This is a genomic window from Serratia sp. TMDUHS_CL (assembly GCF_037137105.1).
Taxonomy (GTDB): domain Bacteria; phylum Pseudomonadota; class Gammaproteobacteria; order Enterobacterales; family Enterobacteriaceae; genus Serratia; species Serratia nevei.
The window spans coordinates 397,623-416,738 of the sequence record NZ_JBBBDV010000003.1 but is presented as its reverse complement, the minus strand read 5'-3'; the positions used below and the strand labels follow the sequence as shown (position 1 = coordinate 416,738).

The 19,116-nt window shown below is 63.4% G+C and carries 21 protein-coding genes; 4 read left to right on the top strand and 17 right to left on the bottom strand.

Annotation, left to right across the window (positions count from 1 at the left end):
• Positions 1-101 precede the first annotated feature (101 nt).
• A complete protein-coding gene (locus WCL58_RS09060; protein WP_225528615.1) occupies positions 102-1,217 on the top strand; it encodes a glycosyltransferase family 9 protein in 1,116 nt (371 codons plus the stop codon).
• On the opposite strand, the gene WCL58_RS09055 is transcribed toward WCL58_RS09060, so the two are convergent.
• On the bottom strand, positions 1,141-2,364 hold the full coding sequence (locus WCL58_RS09055; protein WP_060420394.1) for an O-antigen ligase family protein: 1,224 nt from the start codon (positions 2,362-2,364) through the stop codon (positions 1,141-1,143). The two genes, WCL58_RS09060 and WCL58_RS09055, sit on opposite strands and share 77 nt — an antisense overlap.
• Positions 2,342-3,250, bottom strand: coding sequence for a sugar glycosyltransferase (locus WCL58_RS09050; protein ID WP_197796175.1), 909 nt, complete (start codon positions 3,248-3,250; stop codon positions 2,342-2,344). The genes WCL58_RS09055 and WCL58_RS09050 overlap by 23 nt, the downstream gene beginning before the upstream one ends.
• A 303-nt stretch (positions 3,251-3,553) precedes the next feature.
• Between WCL58_RS09050 and WCL58_RS09045 the strand changes: the two genes are divergently transcribed.
• Entirely contained in the window at positions 3,554-3,796 is a 243-nt protein-coding gene (locus WCL58_RS09045) for a hypothetical protein (protein ID WP_025303447.1), read from the top strand.
• Between the two features lie 7 nt (positions 3,797-3,803).
• Here the strand turns inward: WCL58_RS09045 and nadS are convergent, their stop codons facing one another.
• From nadS to WCL58_RS09030, 3 genes are all read right to left on the bottom strand, one after another.
• Positions 3,804-4,100 carry a NadS family protein gene (nadS, locus tag WCL58_RS09040; RefSeq protein ID WP_060420390.1) on the bottom strand — a complete coding sequence of 99 codons (297 nt, stop codon included), beginning with the start codon at positions 4,098-4,100 and terminating at the stop codon, positions 3,804-3,806.
• Positions 4,101-4,137: 37 nt separating this feature from the next.
• Complete coding sequence (locus tag WCL58_RS09035; protein ID WP_060420873.1) at positions 4,138-4,461, bottom strand: type II toxin-antitoxin system RelE/ParE family toxin; 324 nt, start codon at positions 4,459-4,461, stop codon at positions 4,138-4,140.
• A gap of 64 nt (positions 4,462-4,525) precedes the next feature.
• Entirely contained in the window at positions 4,526-5,155 is a 630-nt protein-coding gene (locus WCL58_RS09030) for an alanyl-tRNA editing protein (protein WP_336851048.1), read from the bottom strand.
• Between the two features lie 85 nt (positions 5,156-5,240).
• Between WCL58_RS09030 and WCL58_RS09025 the strand changes: the two genes are divergently transcribed.
• A complete protein-coding gene (locus tag WCL58_RS09025; protein ID WP_033647920.1) occupies positions 5,241-6,176 on the top strand; it encodes a LysR family transcriptional regulator in 936 nt (311 codons plus the stop codon).
• Here WCL58_RS09025 and alkB read toward each other — a convergent pair.
• The gene (gene alkB, locus WCL58_RS09020; RefSeq protein WP_019452474.1) at positions 6,159-6,806 is read right to left on the bottom strand and encodes a DNA oxidative demethylase AlkB; all 648 of its coding nucleotides are present in this window, start codon (positions 6,804-6,806) and stop codon (positions 6,159-6,161) included. The two genes, WCL58_RS09025 and alkB, sit on opposite strands and share 18 nt — an antisense overlap.
• A 139-nt stretch (positions 6,807-6,945) precedes the next feature.
• Here alkB and rarD point away from each other — a divergent pair, with 139 nt between their 5' ends.
• On the top strand, positions 6,946-7,824 hold the full coding sequence (rarD, locus tag WCL58_RS09015; protein ID WP_336850937.1) for an EamA family transporter RarD: 879 nt from the start codon (positions 6,946-6,948) through the stop codon (positions 7,822-7,824).
• Position 7,825: 1 nt separating this feature from the next.
• Here rarD and dhbA read toward each other — a convergent pair whose 3' ends face one another.
• The 11 genes from dhbA to citC all read right to left on the bottom strand — a co-directional run bounded on the left by dhbA (position 7,826) and on the right by citC (position 18,988).
• Positions 7,826-8,584, bottom strand: coding sequence for a 2,3-dihydro-2,3-dihydroxybenzoate dehydrogenase (gene dhbA / locus WCL58_RS09010; protein WP_039565253.1), 759 nt, complete (start codon positions 8,582-8,584; stop codon positions 7,826-7,828).
• Positions 8,585-8,684: 100 nt separating this feature from the next.
• Entirely contained in the window at positions 8,685-9,875 is a 1,191-nt protein-coding gene (locus tag WCL58_RS09005; RefSeq protein ID WP_043147656.1) for an isochorismate synthase, read from the bottom strand.
• A 189-nt stretch (positions 9,876-10,064) separates the two neighbouring features.
• A complete protein-coding gene (locus WCL58_RS09000; protein WP_336850936.1) occupies positions 10,065-10,757 on the bottom strand; it encodes a 4'-phosphopantetheinyl transferase family protein in 693 nt (230 codons plus the stop codon).
• A gap of 161 nt (positions 10,758-10,918) precedes the next feature.
• Positions 10,919-12,148, bottom strand: coding sequence for a bifunctional glucose-1-phosphatase/inositol phosphatase (gene agp / locus WCL58_RS08995; RefSeq protein ID WP_336850935.1), 1,230 nt, complete (start codon positions 12,146-12,148; stop codon positions 10,919-10,921).
• 146 nt (positions 12,149-12,294) lie between these two features.
• On the bottom strand, positions 12,295-13,758 hold the full coding sequence (locus WCL58_RS08990) for an anion permease (RefSeq protein WP_004940821.1): 1,464 nt from the start codon (positions 13,756-13,758) through the stop codon (positions 12,295-12,297).
• A gap of 25 nt (positions 13,759-13,783) precedes the next feature.
• Positions 13,784-14,668 (bottom strand): triphosphoribosyl-dephospho-CoA synthase CitG, encoded by an 885-nt coding sequence (gene citG / locus WCL58_RS08985; RefSeq protein WP_060430289.1) that lies wholly within the window; start codon positions 14,666-14,668, stop codon positions 13,784-13,786.
• Positions 14,649-15,197, bottom strand: a complete 549-nt coding sequence (citX, locus tag WCL58_RS08980) for a citrate lyase holo-[acyl-carrier protein] synthase (protein WP_033654921.1) — start codon at positions 15,195-15,197, stop codon at positions 14,649-14,651. The genes citG and citX overlap by 20 nt, the downstream gene beginning before the upstream one ends.
• 3 nt (positions 15,198-15,200) lie before the next feature.
• Positions 15,201-16,706: a citrate lyase subunit alpha gene (gene citF / locus WCL58_RS08975; protein ID WP_004940815.1), complete on the bottom strand. Its 1,506-nt coding sequence runs from the start codon at positions 16,704-16,706 to the stop codon at positions 15,201-15,203.
• On the bottom strand, positions 16,706-17,626 hold the full coding sequence (citE, locus tag WCL58_RS08970) for a citrate (pro-3S)-lyase subunit beta (protein WP_016927085.1): 921 nt from the start codon (positions 17,624-17,626) through the stop codon (positions 16,706-16,708). Before citE ends, citF begins: the two co-directional genes overlap by 1 nt.
• Positions 17,610-17,918 (bottom strand): citrate lyase acyl carrier protein, encoded by a 309-nt coding sequence (gene citD / locus WCL58_RS08965; RefSeq protein ID WP_019452464.1) that lies wholly within the window; start codon positions 17,916-17,918, stop codon positions 17,610-17,612. The genes citE and citD overlap by 17 nt, the downstream gene beginning before the upstream one ends.
• Entirely contained in the window at positions 17,918-18,988 is a 1,071-nt protein-coding gene (gene citC / locus WCL58_RS08960; protein WP_004940809.1) for a [citrate (pro-3S)-lyase] ligase, read from the bottom strand. Before citC ends, citD begins: the two co-directional genes overlap by 1 nt.
• Between the last annotated feature and the right edge of the window lie 128 nt (positions 18,989-19,116).

The window sequence follows — 19,116 nt, the reverse complement described above, 5'->3', positions numbered from 1 at the left end:
GTCGCAATCTGTTGCGGGCCATTGGCCCGCCGTTGCCGCGCTTGTATGATACGACGCGGCGCCAGACGGTGGCCGCCGATATCAAGCGGAAGCGAACTGCAATGTCTAAACAGTGGAAAATAGCGGCGGCCAACGCCGGTTTACGTCTCTATACCCGCATCGCGGGCAATTTCCGGCCCGCAGCGAGCTTCGATCCGCAGCAATCCTTTGAACGCATCGTGATTTTCTCCACCAGCGCCCTCGGCGATCTGATGTTCAATACGCCCGCCATCCGCGCACTGTGCGAACGCTATCCCGGCGCGCAAATCACGCTGGTCTCCAGCCATAAAAACCGGCAGCTGGTCGAAGGCAGCCCCTGCTTTCATGACGTGATTTACTGGGACCACAAGGCCAAAGACATGTTGGCCGTTATCCGGCGCCTGCGAAAAAACCGGCCACAGCTGGCGGTCATCCTGCACTCGAAGGCGCCTTACGACGTGCTGGTCGCCATCGCCGCCGGTTGCCAATACCTGTTCAAAGACGTTTACGGCAACAAACCGAGCGGTATGGAGCGCTGGCTGACCGGCGTCAGCCACAGCAGCGACGGCCATTTGATTCAGCGCAAGCTGGATATGGTGGGGCAATTGGGGTGCCGTACCGACAATCCTGACATGTTCATCCCGGTCGCTTTTCCCACGCTGGCGAAACCGGCGGGCAAGATCCTGATCGGCTTTCAGATGGGCGCCTCCGAAACGCTGCGCCGCTGGCCGGTCGATCGCTTTGTTGAGCTGGCGCAACGGCTGCTGGCGCACTCCCCCGACTGTCAGATCGCGTTGATTGGCAGCAAGGCGGAGCGCGGCCTCGAACGGGAATTTATGGCAGGTTTGAGCGAGGAACAGCAACAGCGGGTGGTAAGCCATATCGGCGCGACCACGTTACCGCAACTGCTGGCGACGATCGCCAATCTGCAGGTGCTGGTGACCGGCGATACCGGGCCGCTTCACCTCGCCGTGGCGTTGAAAACCGCCACCGTCAGCCTGTTCGTCACCGCTAACCCGCGGCATACCGGCCCCTATCAGGACAGCGAACGGCATCAGGTGATGCACGTGCCGGTTGACAGCGCCGCGCTGAGTGCCGCTGAGCGCCGCCAGCCGCTTAGTATTATCGCGGCGGAACAGGTGTGGGAGAAGACGCTGGCGGCGCTGTCGTCTGCACAGTCCCGATCGGCCGCCGTTTAGGCTGCGACAGCAGCAGCGCCAGCGGCAGCCAAAACAGGTACCAAAACTCCGCCGGATTGGCGATCACAAACATGCCCTGCGAACTGTAGAACACCAGCATAAACAGAAACAGGCCCGCCTCCCAGCGCCGCCCTGCGCGCCAGTGTGCGATGGCGAGCCGCGCGCCATATCCCAGCAGCGCCAGCAGCAACAGGAAACCCACGCAGCCGCCCTTCAGCAACGCGCCGAGGTACAGGCTGTGCGTGGTGTGGTTCAGCTCGCCGGTGTAATTGAGAAAGTTAAGCTGCTTATCAAAGCCGTAGCCGAAGAACGGCGCCTGTTCGATCAGCGCCAGGCTGTGGCGCCAAATGCTGATGCGAACAAAGCTCTGTTGATACAGCTCGCCAAAACGCGTCAGCAACATTTCGCCGATCGCGCTGTAAACGACGGCAAGAACCACAGCCAGCGCGCCGGGCAACAGAAACCACAGCCACCGTCCCGGCCGGTGTCGATAAGGCATCGCCACTACCACCGCGAGCGCCAGTGCGATCAGCGGGCCGCGGCTTTGCGTCAGCACCATGAATGCCAGCAGCGGCGGGATAAAGCACAGCGCCGCTTTTTGCCCGGTATCGCGGAAAATCATCAGGCTCAACAAAATGGCGATGGCGGCGTAACCGGCCAGATCGATCACGTTGCTCGGCCCCGGATTGCGGGCGGTGGTTTCTCGCAGATGATAAATCGACGGGGCGTCGACCAGCGTCAGATACAGGCACAGCGCCGTCATGCCGGCCAGCATCGCCCACTGCAGTTGGTGACGCCGCTCACCGTCGAGCAGCGTCACCAGCCAGGCGAGGTAGAGCAGGATATAGGCGCTGTGGGTCAGGGCCGACGGCATGTCGCCCGGCGTCTCGCCCCACAGCGCGCTGAGGGAATAATAAAGCAAAAATATCAGCGCCAGCCCGCCGCCCCAGCGCGCCTGACGATTGGCCCACAGCTGCCGCCGCAGCGGCGGCCAGGTGAATACGGCGGCCAGCCACAGCAGCGCCGCCAAATGAAACAGGTTGTTGACGCGGGTCTGCCCGCAAAAGATCGCGCTGAAAAACGCGAAGGCTAAAAACAGCGCGCTGCCGAAGCGATAACACCGCTCAGGCTTGCTGAAAGTAAACATTGCCGTCCACCTTCTCGAAGATATCGCTGCCGATAGCGCTGTGCAGGGAGAGGTTTTTTATCGCGATCTGCTGCTTTTTCATGATCGCGCCGGCGTGTCGAAAAGCGGGGATCACCAGCGACTCCACCTTGTCCGCCAGGAACGTGGGCAAGCGATCCTGTTCCGTTTCGTAAAAGCGCGGCTGGTGGAAGTTGTTCATGTCCAGCCCGGCGATAAACAGCTGCTTGAAGCCGAGATAGGCGATGATTTGCAGCGCCCAATAGGCCACGGTGCCGGCATCGAAAATGCCGCAGCGGATATCCTGGCTAAAGCCGAGCATGCGGCTCTCGGCGGCAAAGACCACGCCGTTTTCCCGGCAGTAGTGCTCCCACAGCGCGCCGCTGTCGATCCGGGGGCGGTAAATCTTGCAGGCCGCGTCTTCGACGATCGCAAATCGGCAACCGATCGCCGCCGGGCCAAAGCGATCGAGAATGCGCGCCACGCCGTGCACGGTGGTGAACAGCGTCAGCTCAGGCCGTTGAATGACGTCGCGCACGATCTCTGGGCGGCTGTCGATAAACCCCATGTCCACGATGACGTAGAAGCGAAAATCCACCTGCCGATGCAGAAAATAGGCGCCGTTGACCCCGATGGCGGGCATGGCGGGAATATTTTCGAAGCGCAGCGCCTTCACCGACGGGCCGGTAGCCGTCAGCAGCACCTCCCCCCGGCAGCTGCTGCGCAGTTCGCTCAGCGGGACGATCGGCACCGGCCGGTGCTTGTACCATAAGGCGGCGATTTCACCGCCTTCGCCGCGCGCGATCTTCACATAGGGCCAGAGGTTTTCGTTATGCCGATAAGGGCGCGCGTGGGAATAGCGGTAGACCTGCTTAAAAAAAGAGCCCATGGTGGCGATGTCCTATCCAGAGTGCGTGACGATACCTACAGAGGCATCTTTCTGTATGCTCAGAATTTAAAACGTGTCAGCACTGGCCAGGCCGCACAGCGAGTATCTAAATATTCGTTTAATGAGGCAATTTTTGTAATTTGAATTATTAGTCAGCGTATCGACAAGAGATATGTCGAAGTGTTAATTGAATGAGAAACTGTTGCAGCGCGTAAAAATAACGTGAGTGACAGCGGCACCGCCGCTTGGCATTGATGGGGTTTTGTTATAACGTATCACAACTTCAGCCAAAGGAAGACGACGATGAAAATCCAGCTGTCGCTGCTGTTTCTCAGCCTGCTGGCCGGCAAGGCCGCGGCGTTTCAGTCAAAAGTGCCCGAACCGCGCCCGGAACAGGCGCGCGCGGCGGAACAAAACATCGAAAATCTGTTTTACGGCTTTCACGCCATGGACGCCCAGCCGGTGAACATCGGCAGCTGCGCGGCGGTGCCGGTAGCGGGATGCCAATGCGCGTTCTGCACCCAGCTGCGGCAGGCCGGGCGCTGAGTATGATTTAAATCACCAGCAACTCATCGAGCAATGCCGGGTTACGCTCAATCAGCAGCAGAAGTTTCAGTGCCGACCCCGAGGGTATGCGGCGTTCCTGCTCCCAGCTTTGCACCAGTCCCACGCTGGCCCCCACAGCCTTGGCAAACTCCGCCTGCTTCATCCCACGGGATTTGCGCAGCAGCTTGACGTCTGGAATAGCATGACGGTGAACATGCTCGGATTTTGGCGTCATCTTACCCTTTTCGATCGCCACCATTTCGTTCATACTGCTGACCAAATCGTCGAAAAGTTCTTTTTTCATAATGCTTTAACTCCTTCGTCACGCCATTTCGCCATCGTTAATCAAGTTGTTGAACGATGGATCTCAATATCGCCTTTTCCTGTCCGGATAAATCATCCTTTTCATTTTTACGGTATATCAACAATAAATAGACTCGGCCGCTGGGCGCCGTCAGATAATAAATCACTCTTACGCCGCCGCGTTTTCCCTTTCCGTCCAGCCCCCAGCGTATCTTTTTGCATCCGCCCGTGTGGCTGATCGTATCCCCTTCATGATGGTTCAACAGCAAATAGCTTTGGAAAGCCTGAAAGTCATCATCCTTCATCAATTCAGCCCGCTTTCGGCTGAAAACGGTCGTTTCGATAAACTCCAGATAGTCCATTATCATCGCCTCCTGCGATCGTTCCCTCCAGCCTACTCGTACAGGGTACGATAATCAAGGGTGTTCACCCCAGCTCATACTGCACAATCAGCTGCCCTTTCTTCATTTTGACACCGGTGACGATCACCGCCCCCACCTCGCCCAGCCTGGCGACATGGGTGCCGCCGCAGCCGTAGGCGGGCAGTTCGCCGAAACAGACCTGGCGCATACCTTCCACCGCCTGTTGGCGGCGGGGTAAATCGGCGGCGATCAAACGCGCCAGCTCCGCCTGCAAAAAGTCCGCTTCTACCGTCTGCGCATCCGGCCCTGGCATAAACGTGATGCGCCCTTCCCCCGGCCAATGATGCGCCTTGACCGGCCGCCAGCCTCGGGTTTCTCCCAGCCAGCCGATCAGATGCCCGCCGGAGTGCCAGCGGGCGTGCAGGCGGCGCTGCGCTTCATCGATTTGCATCGTAACCGGCCCGAGCGGCAGCGGCGCGGCGGTAAAGTGCAGCACGGTATCCCCTTGCTGCTGCACCCGCAGCACGGCGACGCCGCCTAACGTCCCCACGTCGGACGGCTGGCCGCCGCCCTGCGGGTGGAACAGCGTGGCGTCGAGCACCACGGCGTAAGCGCCCGCCTCGGCCGGCGCGCAGCTCAACGCCTGCGCCTGGCCCTGTACATCGTCGCTGTAGTAATAACGTCGTTCGGTCATCATTTTTCTCCTCGGTTCGAAGAGCCATTATATTCATGTCATAATCGAGGGATAATCCGCCGCCATCACAATGGACCTTTGCGTCATGAGCACAAATCTTTCTTACGCCCTGTTGCCCGAAATGGCCGTTTTCGTTCAGGTGGTAGAGAGCGGCAGCTTTTCCGCCGCCGCCCGTAAACTGGGCACCTCGCCTTCCGCCGTCAGCCGCAGCGTGGCGAAGCTCGAGCAGGCGCTGGCGCTGCAGCTGCTGCACCGCACCACCCGTAAACTGCGGCTGAGCGAAAGCGGCGAAGAGGCGTTTGCGCACTGCCGCACCCTGCTGGCGGCGGCCGACGCGGTCATGGCGATCGGCGGGCGCGGCGCCGTGGAGCCCGAAGGGCTGGTCAGTGTCAGCGTGCCCAAGGCGGTGGGCCGCTTCGTGCTGCATCCGCACATGCCGGAGTTCCTGCGCCGCTACCCGAAGGTGGACGTGAGGCTGCGGCTGGAAGATCGCTACATGGATTTGATCGACGATCGGGTCGATCTGGCGCTGCGCATCACCGATCGCCCGTCGCCCGGGTTGATCGGCCGCCAGTTGATGAGAATAGACCATCTGCTGTGCGCCACGCCGCACTACCTGGCGCAGCACGGCACGCCGCAGCACCCGCACGATCTGGCGGCGCACAGCTGCATCTATCTGGGCGAAACGCCGAGCGACGCGCAATGGAAGTTCCGCCGCAGCGGCAAAACGGTGACGGTCAACGTGCGCGGCCGCTACGCCGCCAACCACACCGGCGTGCGGCTGGACGCGGTGAAACAGCATATCGGCATCGGCAGCCTGCCGTATTTTACCGCCCGCCAGGCGCTCGACGACGGCGAGATCGTGCAGGTGTTGCCGGAGTGGGATTTCCTCAGCAGCTATCACGGCGGCCTGTGGTTACTCTACGCGCCTAACCAGTATCTGCCGCCCAAACTGCGGGTGTTTATCGACTATCTCGTCGCCTGCCTGGCGCAGGAGCCACAGCTAAAGCGCCTTGCGTAGCGTGATGTTGATGCGGTGCGGCCCCACCAGCGAGTGGTAGCCTTCCTTGACCGGCAGGATGCCGTGAAAACAGAGCCGCGCCGGGCCGCCCCATACCACCACGTCGCCGTGCGCCAAGGGGATGCGCCGCGCCCGGTCGCTGCGTTGCAGCCCGCCGAACTGAAACACCGCCGGCAGCCCGAGCGACACCGAGACGATCGGCGCACCGAAGTCGTGCTCGTCTTTATCCTGATGCAGCGACAGCTTGCTGCCCGGATCGTAACGGTTCATCAGGCAAGAATCCGGCACGAAGGGGCCGAAGCCCGCCTGCTGCGCGGCTTCGTCCGCCAGCGCCATCAGGATGGGGGGAATGGCCGGCCAGCGTTTGCCGCTGCGCGCGTCGCGTTCCGAATAGCGGTAACCACGGCTGTCGCTGGTCCAGCCGTTGCCGCACCAGCTCATCGCCACCGACATCACGTGCCCGCCGGGGGTGGTCAAATGCCGCCACGGCACCTGGGCGACGACGCCCTGCACCGCCGCCAGCAGTTCCGGCCCGTGATCGCGCACGAAGCCGTGCATCACCACCGCGCCGGGGGCGATCTCTTCGCGCCACGGCGGCGGCAGCGCGTCTTCAAAAAGATCGATTGTCATCGCTAAAGCCTGTATGAATACACAGTATTCATTGTAACCCGCCGCCGCCGATTGTCCAGCGCCCGGCAACGCCATTGTCGTTGGCGGCAAATTTCTCTACAGTAGCCGCCATAAAATCAATCACTCACCAGGAATGCGTGTGATTAAGGGCATCACTCTTTCGGTCGTCGCCTCCATCTTGTTCGGCGCGATGTATTACTTCACCTCTACCCTCACCCCGCTGAACGGCGAGCAGGTCTACGGCTGGCGCACGCTGCTGACGCTGCCGTTCCTGACGCTGTTTATGGCGTTGTCCGGCGATTGGCGCAATGTGGGCGACACGCTGGCCTGGATCGGCCAACGGCCGCAGCGCCTGCTGGGCCTGCTGCTCACCTCGGCGCTGTTGGGGGTGCAGCTGTGGCTGTTCCTGTGGGCGCCGCTGCACGGCAAGGCCCTCGACGTGTCGCTCGGCTATTTTTTGCTGCCGCTGACCATGGTGCTGGCGGGCCGTTTGATCTACCGCGATCGGCTGTCGCTGCTGCAAAAGCTGGCGGTGGCGTGCGCCATGGTAGGGGTGGGCAATGAGCTGTATCAGGCGGGCGGCGTCTCGTGGCCGACGCTGGTGGTGGCGCTGGGCTATCCGCTCTACTTTATTTTGCGGCGGCGTTTCGGCACCGACAATCTCGGCGGGCTGTGGTGCGAGCTGGCGCTGATGCTGCCGGCGGCGGCCTGGTTCGCCTTCGGCGACGGCGGCGCAGCGGCGCTGCAGATCAATGCCGAGCTGTATTGGCGCATTCCGCTGCTCGGCGTCATCAGCGCCGTGGCGCTGGTGTGTTACATCCTCGCCAGCCGCCTGCTGCCGTTCAGCCTGTTCGGCCTGCTGAGCTATGTGGAACCGGTGCTGCTGGTGATCGTCGCGCTGCTGCTCGGCGAAAGCATCGGCCAAAGCGAATGGCCGACCTATCTGGCGATCTGGCTGGCGGTGCTGCTGCTGGCGGCGGAAGGCGCGCAGCACCTGCTGCGCCGCCAGCGGGTCTGACTCAGGCGGCCAGCGTCGCGCCGCCGTCGATCACGATGTCCTGCATGGTGATGTGGCTGGCCAAATCGGAGGCCAGGAACAACACCGCGTTGGCGATCTCATCCGGGCGGGCGATTTTGCCCAGCGGGATCCCCAGCTTGAACATCTCGGGGAAGCCGGCGATGGTGCGTTGCTGCGCGTCGTCGGTCTGCCACATGCCGCGCTGCATCGGCGTGTCGGTCGAGCCCGGCGACACCAGATTGCAGCGCACGCCGAACGGCGCCATCTCCAACCCCACACAGTGGTTCAGGCTGGTCAGCGCCGCCTTGGAGGCGCAGTAGGCCGCCATCTGCGCGCGCGGCACGTGCGCGGCGTTGGAGCCGATGCTGACGATCGCCCCGCTGCGCTGCGCCTTGAAGTGCGGCAGCACGGCGCGGAACAGGTAAAACGCTCCCGAGGCGTTGACGTTGATGCACTGATGCCAGTCATCCACGCTCAGATCTTCGGTATTGCCCATGCGCAGAATGCCGGCGGCGTTGACCAACACGTCCAGTCGCGGGTTCTCCGCCAACTGTTGGCGGCACACCGCCTCCACCTGCTCCGGCCGGCTGATGTCCAGCGTCACGCAAGGGTAAGGCAGATCCGGGTTGGCGAACTCGCGGTCAAATCCCACCACCTCGGCGCCCTGCGTCAAAAAATGCCGGGCGATCTGCTCGCCGATGCCGCGCGCCGCGCCGGTCACCCACACGCGTTTGCCGGTGAAATCCATTTGAATGCTCATGCGCACACCGCCATCCGGGCACGCTGCCGGGTCATGTTGTTGTTCATCGTTGTCTCCTGCGAAAGCGTATGACGCGGCGCGCACTGCGCCGCAAAGAGGCCTACAGCGCGCCGCTGTTCAGGCCGAAAGCGTTGAGCATGGTGCCCAGTTTGGCGGCGGTTTCCATCCACTCGGACTGCGGTGTCGAAGCGGCGACGATGCCCGCGCCGGCGAACAGCCGCACCCGGTTGCCGCGCAGCAGGCCGCTGCGGATGACGATCGCCCACTCGCCGTCGCCGTTGGCGTCGCACCAGCCGACAATGCCGCTGAACAGGCCGCGATCGTGCGGTTCCAGATCGGCGATCAGTTGGCGGGCGCTCTCGGTCGGGAAGCCGCACAGCGCCGGCGTCGGATGCAGCAGGCAGGCCAGCTGCATCACGTTGAGATTCGGGTTCAGCAGCTCACCGCGAATGCGGGTGGACAGGTGCCACATGGTGCCGGTGCTGAGCAGCGACGGGCCGCTGGGCACGCTCAGGCTGGCGCACAATGGCGCCAGGTGGCGGCGAATGTCGTCGATCACCAGCTTGTGTTCGTATTTGTCTTTGGTCGAGCGCATCAGGCGCTCGCTGCCGAGGCGATCCTGCTGCGGATCGTCCTGACGGCGCGCCGAGCCCGCCAGCGGATTGGTGTGGATCTCGCCGCCCTGCTTGCGGATCAGCAGCTCCGGGCTGGCGCCGATCAGCACGCCGCCATCGGCCAGCGGCAGGGAAAAGTGATAACCGGTCGGGTTCTGCACCATCAGGTTATTGAGGATCTGGTGGCCCGCCACCGGCTGCTCCAGCTCGATGTCGAGGATGCGCGACAGCACCGCCTTGTCCAGCTTGCCCTGTTTAAAGCGGCTGACCGCTTCCGCCACCGCGTGCTTGAAGCGCGGCTCGTCCGGAATGCTGGTGCAGGCGGCCAGGCGATGCGGCTGTTGCAGCATCGGGCGCGCGGCGCGGGTAAAGCTGTCGTTGGCGACAAACTGGCAGTTTTCAGGCACGTACAGGCTGGAAGGCCGGCGCGTATCGAACGGAATGGCGCCCACCACCACCGGCGTCTCCTGGCCGGCGGCTTTGGCGCGCGCGAGCGCCTGGCGGATATGCTGCGCCAGCGCGCTGCCTTCCTGCTCACCGCCGAACGCCGGCGTCTCGATACGCTCGAACACGCCATCGGCGGAGAGGGAACGGAATTCGGACCGGTACAAAAAGGTCGATTGTTCGGCGTACACAAACCCGGGGAAGGTTTGGTTTTCTGTCGTCAGTGTCGCCACTAGACCACTCCTTTGTTGCGCCTTACCAATGATAATGTTTATGCGAATAATTATCATTAGCCATAAAAGGAGGATAAATTACACCGGATCCCCACCGTGGGTCAATCTCCGATGAATGAATCTTTCCGCCCGCTGCGGCAAATCCGCGTTACGGCAAAGTAAGAAATAACACACTGTTATTATTGTGTTTTAGCAGAAAATAAAAGTCGTGACATCGTCACCTTCACGCCAAAAACGCCCGTTAAACCGGCGGCCGGCGGGGCAATTTGGCGTCAGCGTCTTAAGCAGCGCTAATACAAACGTCTGCCGCTGCATATCCACGGCGACCATGCGCGCATCGAGAAAATCGAAGTAACAGCGCACCTGCGGATAAAGCGCCTTGAACAGGCTCTCTTTGGCGGAAAACGTCAGCGTCAGCAGTTCATTGAACGGCAGCGCCTCGCGCAGCAACGCCTCGCGCTCCGCCGGGGAAACGATCGCCCCCCACAGCTCCTCCGCCCGCACGTCGGAGAGCAGCGTCTCCACATCCAGCCCCACGCCGCCCAGCCCGCTCTCGCGGTGCACGGCGCACAGCGCGGTATCCGAATTATGGCTCAGCGCCCCGGCGATGCCCGGCGGCCACTGCGGCGCGCGATCTTCGCCGCGCGCCAGGGTGAAGTCGGCAAAACCGAGCGGCGCCAACAGTTGCCGCGCCAGAACACGCCCGGCCAGATACTCCGCGCGGCGCTTCGGCACCGCACGCGCCAGATGATCCGGCAGCGCAAAGCCCGCCTCGGGAAAACTCTCGTCGCGATACTCCGCCAGCGCAAAATGGCAGCGCGCCACCTGGCCTGGATAGCCGTCCGGCGTGAAAAATTCGATATTGCGGATAAAAGTGGGCAACGGCGGTATCCATGATAAACAGGCAGGCTGATGATGTTAGCCCCCGAAACGGCCTGCAACAATGACCCTGGGCAAAATAAATGGCGTTAAGGCCTGCGTGGCGGCGCGTTAGCCGGGATGGGGAGAGGCCTCTCCCCCGCGCGCGGGAGAGAGGCTGGGCATTACAAGATGCCTTTCATGGTCTTTTCGAAATCGCTCCAGGCGCAGAAGCCGTCTTTGTCGATCGGGCAGCCTTTCAGCGCCATCGTCACCCGCTGCGGCGGGGTTTGCAGCGTCAGCGGCGTCGCCTTGCGCAGCTGTTCGGTGGACTGATAGACGTACTCGATCTTCAGCAATTCGCGGTCGTTCTGCGCGTCGCGCCAGCGCTGGAACACCAGTTTGCCGCCGATCGGCGTTTTCTCGTATTGCTGCGGCAGCTGATACGGCTGGAACTGCATGGCCGACAGCAGCGAGGCAATATTGGAATCGTGGCCGACCAGCACCGTCAGCTTCGGCGCGTCCGGTTTGCGCTCGCCGAGCAGCGCGTTGTTGATGTAGGTCAGCAGCGGCTTGGCGACGTTCTGCGCCACCACCGGCGAGGTGAACAGCGAGTCCTGATAGCCATCTTTCAGCTGCGCCAGATGCTGCCACTGGTGCGGGGTGGCGATTTTGCCCCAGGCCACCTCTTTCATCGGGAAACCTTCGTAATACTGCAGCATAAAGGCGTCCACCAGCGAGTTGCCCACCCGCAGCGGGCCGGAGACGCCCGGCTCTTTGCCCGGCACCGCGCTCATCACGCTGGCTTCTTTGGTCAGGTCACAGTGTTTGTCGGTCTTGCAGGCGGCGGAATCCTTGTAGTCGATGATCTTCGCCAGCTGTTGGTAAGAGGCGTCCAGCTTCAGCGAGCCCAGCGCGGCGTTCATCGCCGCCAGCGCCTGCTGGTTGAAGGCCTCGCTGGTGTCGGTGATGATCGGGTTGAAGGTCGGATCCATCTCGCCCATCTTGTCCTGATGGTGCACGCTGACGTCGCAGCCGGGGAACGCGCCGTTGCTGAAGAACTGCGCGGTGGCGACCGTGCGCTGCAGGCTGTTGGCGTAGACGTACACGCTGCCGGCGGTCGGGCAACCCTCTTTCGGCAACAGGCCGGTCTGCTTCAGCCAGGCGTTGAAGTAGTGCCCCATATACACTTCCAGCACCCCGCCCTTGGTGGTCAGCTGGCCGCCCGGCGTTTCCCAGGCCGGCCAGGCCTTCGGCGTAGACTGCGCCAGCACGCTGCCGTTGTTGGCCAGCGGCGCGCGCAGGTTATGGCGGCTCATGACCAGCACCTGTTCCAGCTGATAACCGCCGGCTTCCGCCAGCGCGTTCCCGGTGAATAACAAAGGCAGGCACAGCAATAAGGTTTTTTTTCTCATCCGCAGAGGCTCCCGGAAAATGATTATTTTTAAGGTGTTAGCGTTTGCCTGAGTATGATGGCGGGGTTAGTGTGACAAATGTGTGACAGGGTTCACGGGAAAGGATCGTAACCGCGGCCACCGGACGGTGGCCGCGTGGCTTCAACTCAGTACCACAGGCTCATGATCGGCCAGCCGATCAGCAGCAGCGCGGCGATGTACACCACGCCGAGAATACCGCCCAGGCGCCAGTAGTCTTTCGACTTCACGTAGCCACAGCCGTAGATGATCACCCCCGGGCCGGTGGCGTACGGCGTCAGCACGCCCATGATACCGATCGACAGCACCAGCAGCATCGACAGCTGCTCCATCGGCACGCCCGGCAACCCTTTGCCGACCGCCAGGATCACCGGCAGCATGGTGGCGGTGTGCGCCGACAGGCTGGCGAACAGGTAGTGGGCGAAGTAGAACACCAGCACCAGCGCCACCACCGTCATGTTCGGCGAGAAGCCGTCCAGGTGGGTGCTCATGGTCTGGGCGAACCAGTCGATAAAGCCGGAACGCGTCAGGCCGTTGGCCATCACCACCAGCGTCGCCAGGTTAACCAGCGTATTCCAGGCGCTGGAATATTTGGTGATCTCTTTCCACGACACCACGTGCAGCGCCAGCATCAGCGACACCGCCAGCAGACACACCGCGGTGGCGTCCAGCATTTTGCCGCCGAACACCCACAGGCACAGGCTGAGCAGCACCAGGCCGATCAGGGTGTATTCCTTGCGCGTCAGCTTGCCCATTTCCCCCAGCGCGGTATCCGCCCAGGCGGCCACTTCGCTGCTGTGGGTCACGCCCGGTTTGTACAGGTAGTAGGAAATCAGCGGCGCGATGATCAGCAGCAGCAGGCCGACCGGCAGGAACGCCAGGAACCACTGCATCCAGCTGATGTGCACCCCGGCGATCTTGCCGACGAACTCGATGCCCAGCACGTTCGGCGCGGCGCCTGTGACGAACATCGAGGAGCTGATGCTGGTACCGACCACCATCATCCACATCAGGTAACCGCCGATGCGGCGTGAAGAGGGATCGTTGGGGAAGGAGTCGAACAGCGGCGGCAGGTTTTTCACCACCGGGAATACCGTGCCGCCGGTGCGCGCGGTGTTGGACGGCGTGAACGGCGCCAGCAGGATATCGATGATCACCACCGCATAGCCCAGCGTCAGCGTGCGCTTGCCCATGAACTTCACCAGGAACAGCGCGATGCGCCGCCCCAGCCCGGTGGCCTCGTAGCCCAGCGCGAAGATAAAGGCGCCGAACACCAGCCAGACGGTGGTGCTGGAGAAGCCCGCCAGCCCCCATTTCAGCGCCTCTTTACCGGCCTTGAAGCCCGGCTCCGCCAGCTCCTGCGCGCCGAACAGCACCCAGTTGGCGCTCAGCACGCTGACGGTCACTGCGATAAAGCTGATGGCGGTGGCCGGGATCGGCTCCAGAATCATGCCGACGATCATCGCCACGAAGATGGCGAAGTAGTGCCAGGCCTGCGGCGGCATGCCGTCGGGCACCGGTATCAATAACAGGATCGCGAGCACCGCCAGCGGCGCTATCGCTTTCCAGATCTTTTCCTGGGTTTGGGACATAGGGACTCTCCTGAAGGCTTGGTTATTATTCTTGGGCACCCAGCTGCGCCAGCAGCCAGGTCACTATCAACAGGTCGGCGCTGCCGCCGGGGCTGAGGTTGCGAGCGATGCAGTCGGCATCGAAGCGCCGCAGGCGCGCCAGACCCGCCTCCCCCGCCGAACCGCCCTGCGCCAGCAGCAATGCCGCCCGGCGCCGCAGCCAGCGCAGCCCGTGCAGGCCGCCGCGCGAGGCGACGTTGGTGTCGTCGTTGTGGGCCATCAGCCACAGCAGGCTGTCCAGCAGCGCCCGCTGTTCGTCGCCATCGGCGGCCAGCCGTTGCCGATACAGCGGCAGCGCGCCGTCAATGACCAGCCGGAAACCGGCCTCCGCCTCGCCGCGTGCGCCGCTCAGCCCGTGCGCGGCGAACAGCCGCTGGCCGGCGGTCTGCCCGGCGTTGTTGCGCCGCAGCTCGCGATCCACCAGCCCCCGGCACATCGCCGCCACCTCGGCGCACAGCGCTTCGGCGCCGATGGCGCGGCCCTGCTGCTGCAGGCGGCCGAAGGCGGTGCACAGCAATCCGAGCGAGAACACGCTGCCCTTGTGAGTGTTAATGCCGCCGGTGGCGCGAAACATCTGGTTTTCGCAGGCCAGGCCGAGCGGCCGCAGCCGCGCCAGCTGCTGCTCTGCCGGCAAAGCGGCGTCCTCGCGCCCGCGTTGGATAAAGCGCGGCAGCCACACGCCGATGGCGCGGGCGCTGCGATAGAAGTGCCCGAGATCCATGTCGCGGTGGGCGCCGGTGTTATGGCGATCCACCAGCCCCGGCTTGGGCGTGAGGTTGACTTCTACCAGCAGCGCGCGGAAAGCGGCGCGGGCGAAATCGCAGGCCGGTTCGGCACGGTGGGCGGGCAGGTTAATCGGCAGAGATCGCATCGTTGAACATCCTTTCCATTTCATGCAGCAGCTGCTCGCTGCTGTGCCGCCGCTGGCGGGCGCAGATCTTGGCCGGTTGGCCGCACAGCAGGCAGCGCCGTTCCGGTAGGCCGATGTCGCGGCGCGACAAAATGCGCCCCTGCGTATCCAGCACGTCGATATCCCACAGCCGGCCGATCGGGCGGCTCACCTCCAGCTGCATGGCGCAGTCCTTCACCCGCTGGGCATCGGCGCGCAGCGCGACAAACCCTTCGCAGCCGGTGGAGAGCGCCAGCGCCTCGGCCTGCGGGCTGGGCCAACCCTGTTCGGCGCACAGTCGCAGCAGCGCCGCCCACCCCAGGTTGAAGATGCCGCGCGTCAGCGCGCTGTCCTTCACGGGGCCGGGCACCACCAGCGTCAGCACCAGCAGCGTGCACTCGTGCTGCGCCAGCCACGCCTGCTGGCGCGCCTGACGGCATTCGCGGCTGGTGAGCAGCTCCGGCAGGCTGACCGCGCGTTCAGCAGCCAGTTGGGGATCGACGGCGGCCATCGCTTACTCCGCCACCTGATGCACCACGTCGATCACCGAGCCGTCGCGGTAGCGCACCACCGCCACCACCTTGTCGGTAAAGGCGATCGGCTGCGGTTCGCCGGTCAGCTGCAGCGCACGGGCGCGCAGCCAGTCGATGCTCACCACCTCGAGGCCGGCCTCCCGCAGACGCTGCGCCAGCTCCGGCCGCGCCGGGTTGACGGCGATGCCGTGGTCGGTCACCAGAATGTCGATGCTGGAGCCCGGCGTGACGCAGGTAGTCACCTGCTCCACCAGCGTCGGGATGCGCCCGCGCACCAACGGCGCAACGATGATCGCCAGCCGCGCGGCGGCGGCGGTGTCACAGTGGCCACCGGACGCGCCGCGCAGCACGCCGTCGGAGCCGGTCAGCACGTTAACGTTGAAGCCGGTGTCGATTTCCAGCGCGCTCAGCACCACCACGTCGAGCCGATCAACAGAGGCGCCCTTGGAGCTGAAGTTGGCGTACTGGTTGGCGCTGATTTCGATATGGCGCGGGTTGCGCGCCAGCGAGGTCGCCGCCGCCCGATCGAAGCTCTGCACGTCCAGCAGCTTGCCGATCAGCCCTTTCTCGTGCAGATCCACCATGGTCGAGGTGATGCCGCCGAGGGCGAACGCGGCGCGAATGCCGCGGGCGCGCATCTTGTCCTCCAGGAACCGGGTCACCGCCAGCGAGGCGCCGCCGGTGCCGGTTTGCAGCGAGAAGCCTTCGGTGAAGTAGCCGGAACCGGCGATCACCTCGGCGGCGCGGCGGGCGATCAGCAGCTCGCGCGGGTTCGAGGTCATGCGCGTGGCGTCAGCGCCGATCTTGTCGGCGTCACCCACCCGCTCCAGCTGCACGATCAGATCCACCCGATCCTGCGCCAGGCTGGCGGGATGATGCGGATACGGCACCAGCTGCTCGGTCAACAGCACCACGGTGCCCGCCGCCTCGGCGTCCACCCGCGCATAGCCGAGCGAGCCGCAGCAGGCTTCACCGCTGTAACCGTTGGCGTTGCCGAACTCATCGCAGGCCGGCACGCCGAGGAAGGCCACGTCTATCTTCAGCTCGCCGGATTCGATCAGGTTGACCCGGCCGCCGTGCGAGTGAATTTGCACCGGCTCCGCCAGCAGGCCGCGCGAAACCGCGTCCGCCAGCGGGCCGCGCAGCCCGGAGGTGTAAATGCGGCTCACCACACCGTGGCGGATATGCTCAACCAGCGGCGCATGGCAGTCGGTCAGCGAGCTGGACGCCAGCGTCAGGTTGCGGAACCCCATCGCCGCCAGCGTCTCCATCACCTGATTGAGCGTCAAATCGCCACCGCGAAACGCATGGTGGAAGGAAATGGTCATGCCGTCCTGCAGCCCGCTGCGGCGCACCGCTTCCTGCAAGGAGTCGCACAGCTTGAGATCGCGCGGTTTGCGCGCCTGCAGATTGGCTTTGGACACGTCCTGATAGCCCGGCAGATCCGCCGGGTTGGCGAAGGTCATCAATCGTTGTTGGCGGTTCATCATGCTTCCTCCCCGTGCTGCGCCGGTTCTTCCCGTAAGCCGGACAGCGCGGCGCGCTCCAGCACCAGCCGGGCGCGTTCAATCACCGGGCTGTCGACCATTTTTCCGTTGAGCGACACCACGCCGCGCCCTTCCCGCTCCGCCGCTTCGGCGGCGTCCACCACCCGCTGCGCGTGCGCCACCTCTTTGGCGGTCGGCGCGTACAGGTTGTGCAGCAGCTCAATCTGGCGCGGGTTGATCAGCGATTTGCCGTCGAAGCCGAGCTGTTTGATCAGCGCCGCTTCCTGCAGGAAGCCGGCCTCGTTATTGGCGTCGGAATAGACGGTGTCGAACGCCTGAATGCCAGCGGCGCGCGCCGCCTGCAGCAGCGAACAACGGGCGAACAGCAGCTCGATGCCCTCCGGCGAGCGTTCGGTGCGCAGGTTGCGCACGTAGTCTTCCGCCCCCAGCGCGATGCCGATAAGCCGCGGCGAAGCGTGCGCGATCGCCACCGCGTTGGTGATGCCCTGCGCCGATTCGATCGCCGCCAGCAGCCCGGTGCTGCCGACCGGCCGGCCGCAGGCCGCTTCGATGGCGGCAATCTCGCGCTCCATGTCGACAACGTCCTGCGCGCTGTCGGTCTTCGGCAGGCGCACGATGTCCGCGCCGCCGCGCACCACCGCCTGCAGGTCTGCCAGGCCGTAGGCGGAGTCGAGCGCATTGACGCGCACGATGGTTTCCACCTCCTGGTACAGCGGGTGCTGCAGCGCGTGGTACACCAGCCGGCGCGCCGCGTCTTTTTCACGCAGGATCACCGAGTCTTCCAGATCGAACATCAGCGCATCGGCCTGGTAGATAAAGGCGTTGCTGACCATCGCCGCGTTGGCGCCGGGGACGAACAACATGCTGCGGCGCAGCCGGGTTTTATTCAGCGTTTTCATCTTTCGCCTCCCACGGCAGCTGGCCGCCCTCGCAGGCGCGCATCAGCGCGGTTTCCAGCCGGGCGCGCAGCACGCAGTCCAGCGCCCCCTTGTCGTCGACGATCACCTGCACCGGCTCCACCTCATAGCGCTGCAGCACCTCCAGCAGGGTGTGGCGGATCGCCGCGCCGAACTGTTTTTCCACGCTGCTGGCGATCAACAGATCGTGCTGCGGCCCCTCGGCGGGCGCGATGCGCACCATGACATCGCTGGATTCCAGCGTGCCGGCCATTGCTTCTCGGATAATTTTCATCATTCACCTGATTGTGCGGACTCAAAAGGATGCGGGGCCGCCTTGGCCCGGCGCTGCGTTTGCAGATCCTGCAGGTAGTACAGGGTGTCCGGCGGCACCAGCGGCGCGGCGGCGTGGAAGTCCCCCGCCGCCAGCAGCTTGCGCACCCAGGAAGCGGAGATCGCCGTGCCCTGATATTGCAAACGCTCGATTTCCACCAGCGCGATCGGCGGGCTGGGCAGCGCCGGCGTTTCCAGCCAGTAGCGCATGTCGCGGTTATATTTCGCGGTCACCGCGCAGAACGGCTCGTTGCCGACGAAGCGGTGGGTAATGCCCAGCGCGGGCGCCAGATACTGGCGGAAGATCTTCAGATCGATTTCGGTGTAACAGTCATCGGCCACGCCCTGATCCTTGATGAAGTAACAGGGGAAGGTGGCGCGCGAGATCACGTACTGCGAGCCTTCGTGTACCGTGAGGTTGGGGATATCGGCGGTGCCGGCCAGCACCAGCCGGCGGCGGTCTTCATAGCTGAAGCGCGAGGTGTTTTCCTTCACTAAAAACAGGTGCAGCCAGTCGCAGCGTTTGGCCGCCTGACGCACCAGATACTGATGCCCGCGGGTGAAGGGGTTGGCGTTCATCACGATGCTGCCGATGGTGTCGCCCGGCCGGCGCTGGCTCGCCAGCTGGGCGGCGTAGCGCTTCAGGCGGCACGGGCTGTTTTCCATCAGCACCACGATGCCCGGCACGGTGGCGATCGGGTAGAAACCGCACTGGCGGAACAGCGGCTCGTTCTGCACCTTGGTGTAGATAAACAGCTGAGTGTGGTGGCGCTCGTAGGCCAGGTTCACCAGCTCGGTCGCCAGCGCCAGCGCCAACCCTTCGCCGCGCATCAGCGGGCTGATGGCGACGCATTTGATAATATTGTCGGCGATGCCGCCGCAGGCGACCAATTTGTCGTGCTGGGTAACGGTAATAAATATCTCAACCGTGGTGTCGATATTCAGATCGTTACTGCGCAAGAAGGCGCTTATTTCCGAAATCGCTTTATGATCCGATCGCTTTACCCGATTAAATACGGCATCGCCTAACATAACACGCTCTCTGGGTTAACTGACAAACAACAAGTTAAATACAAAAAGACATTTTAATTAACATCAACAAGGATAATTAAAACCTTAAAAACCATGAAGATAAACGCCGTCTCGCGTTCGATAAATCA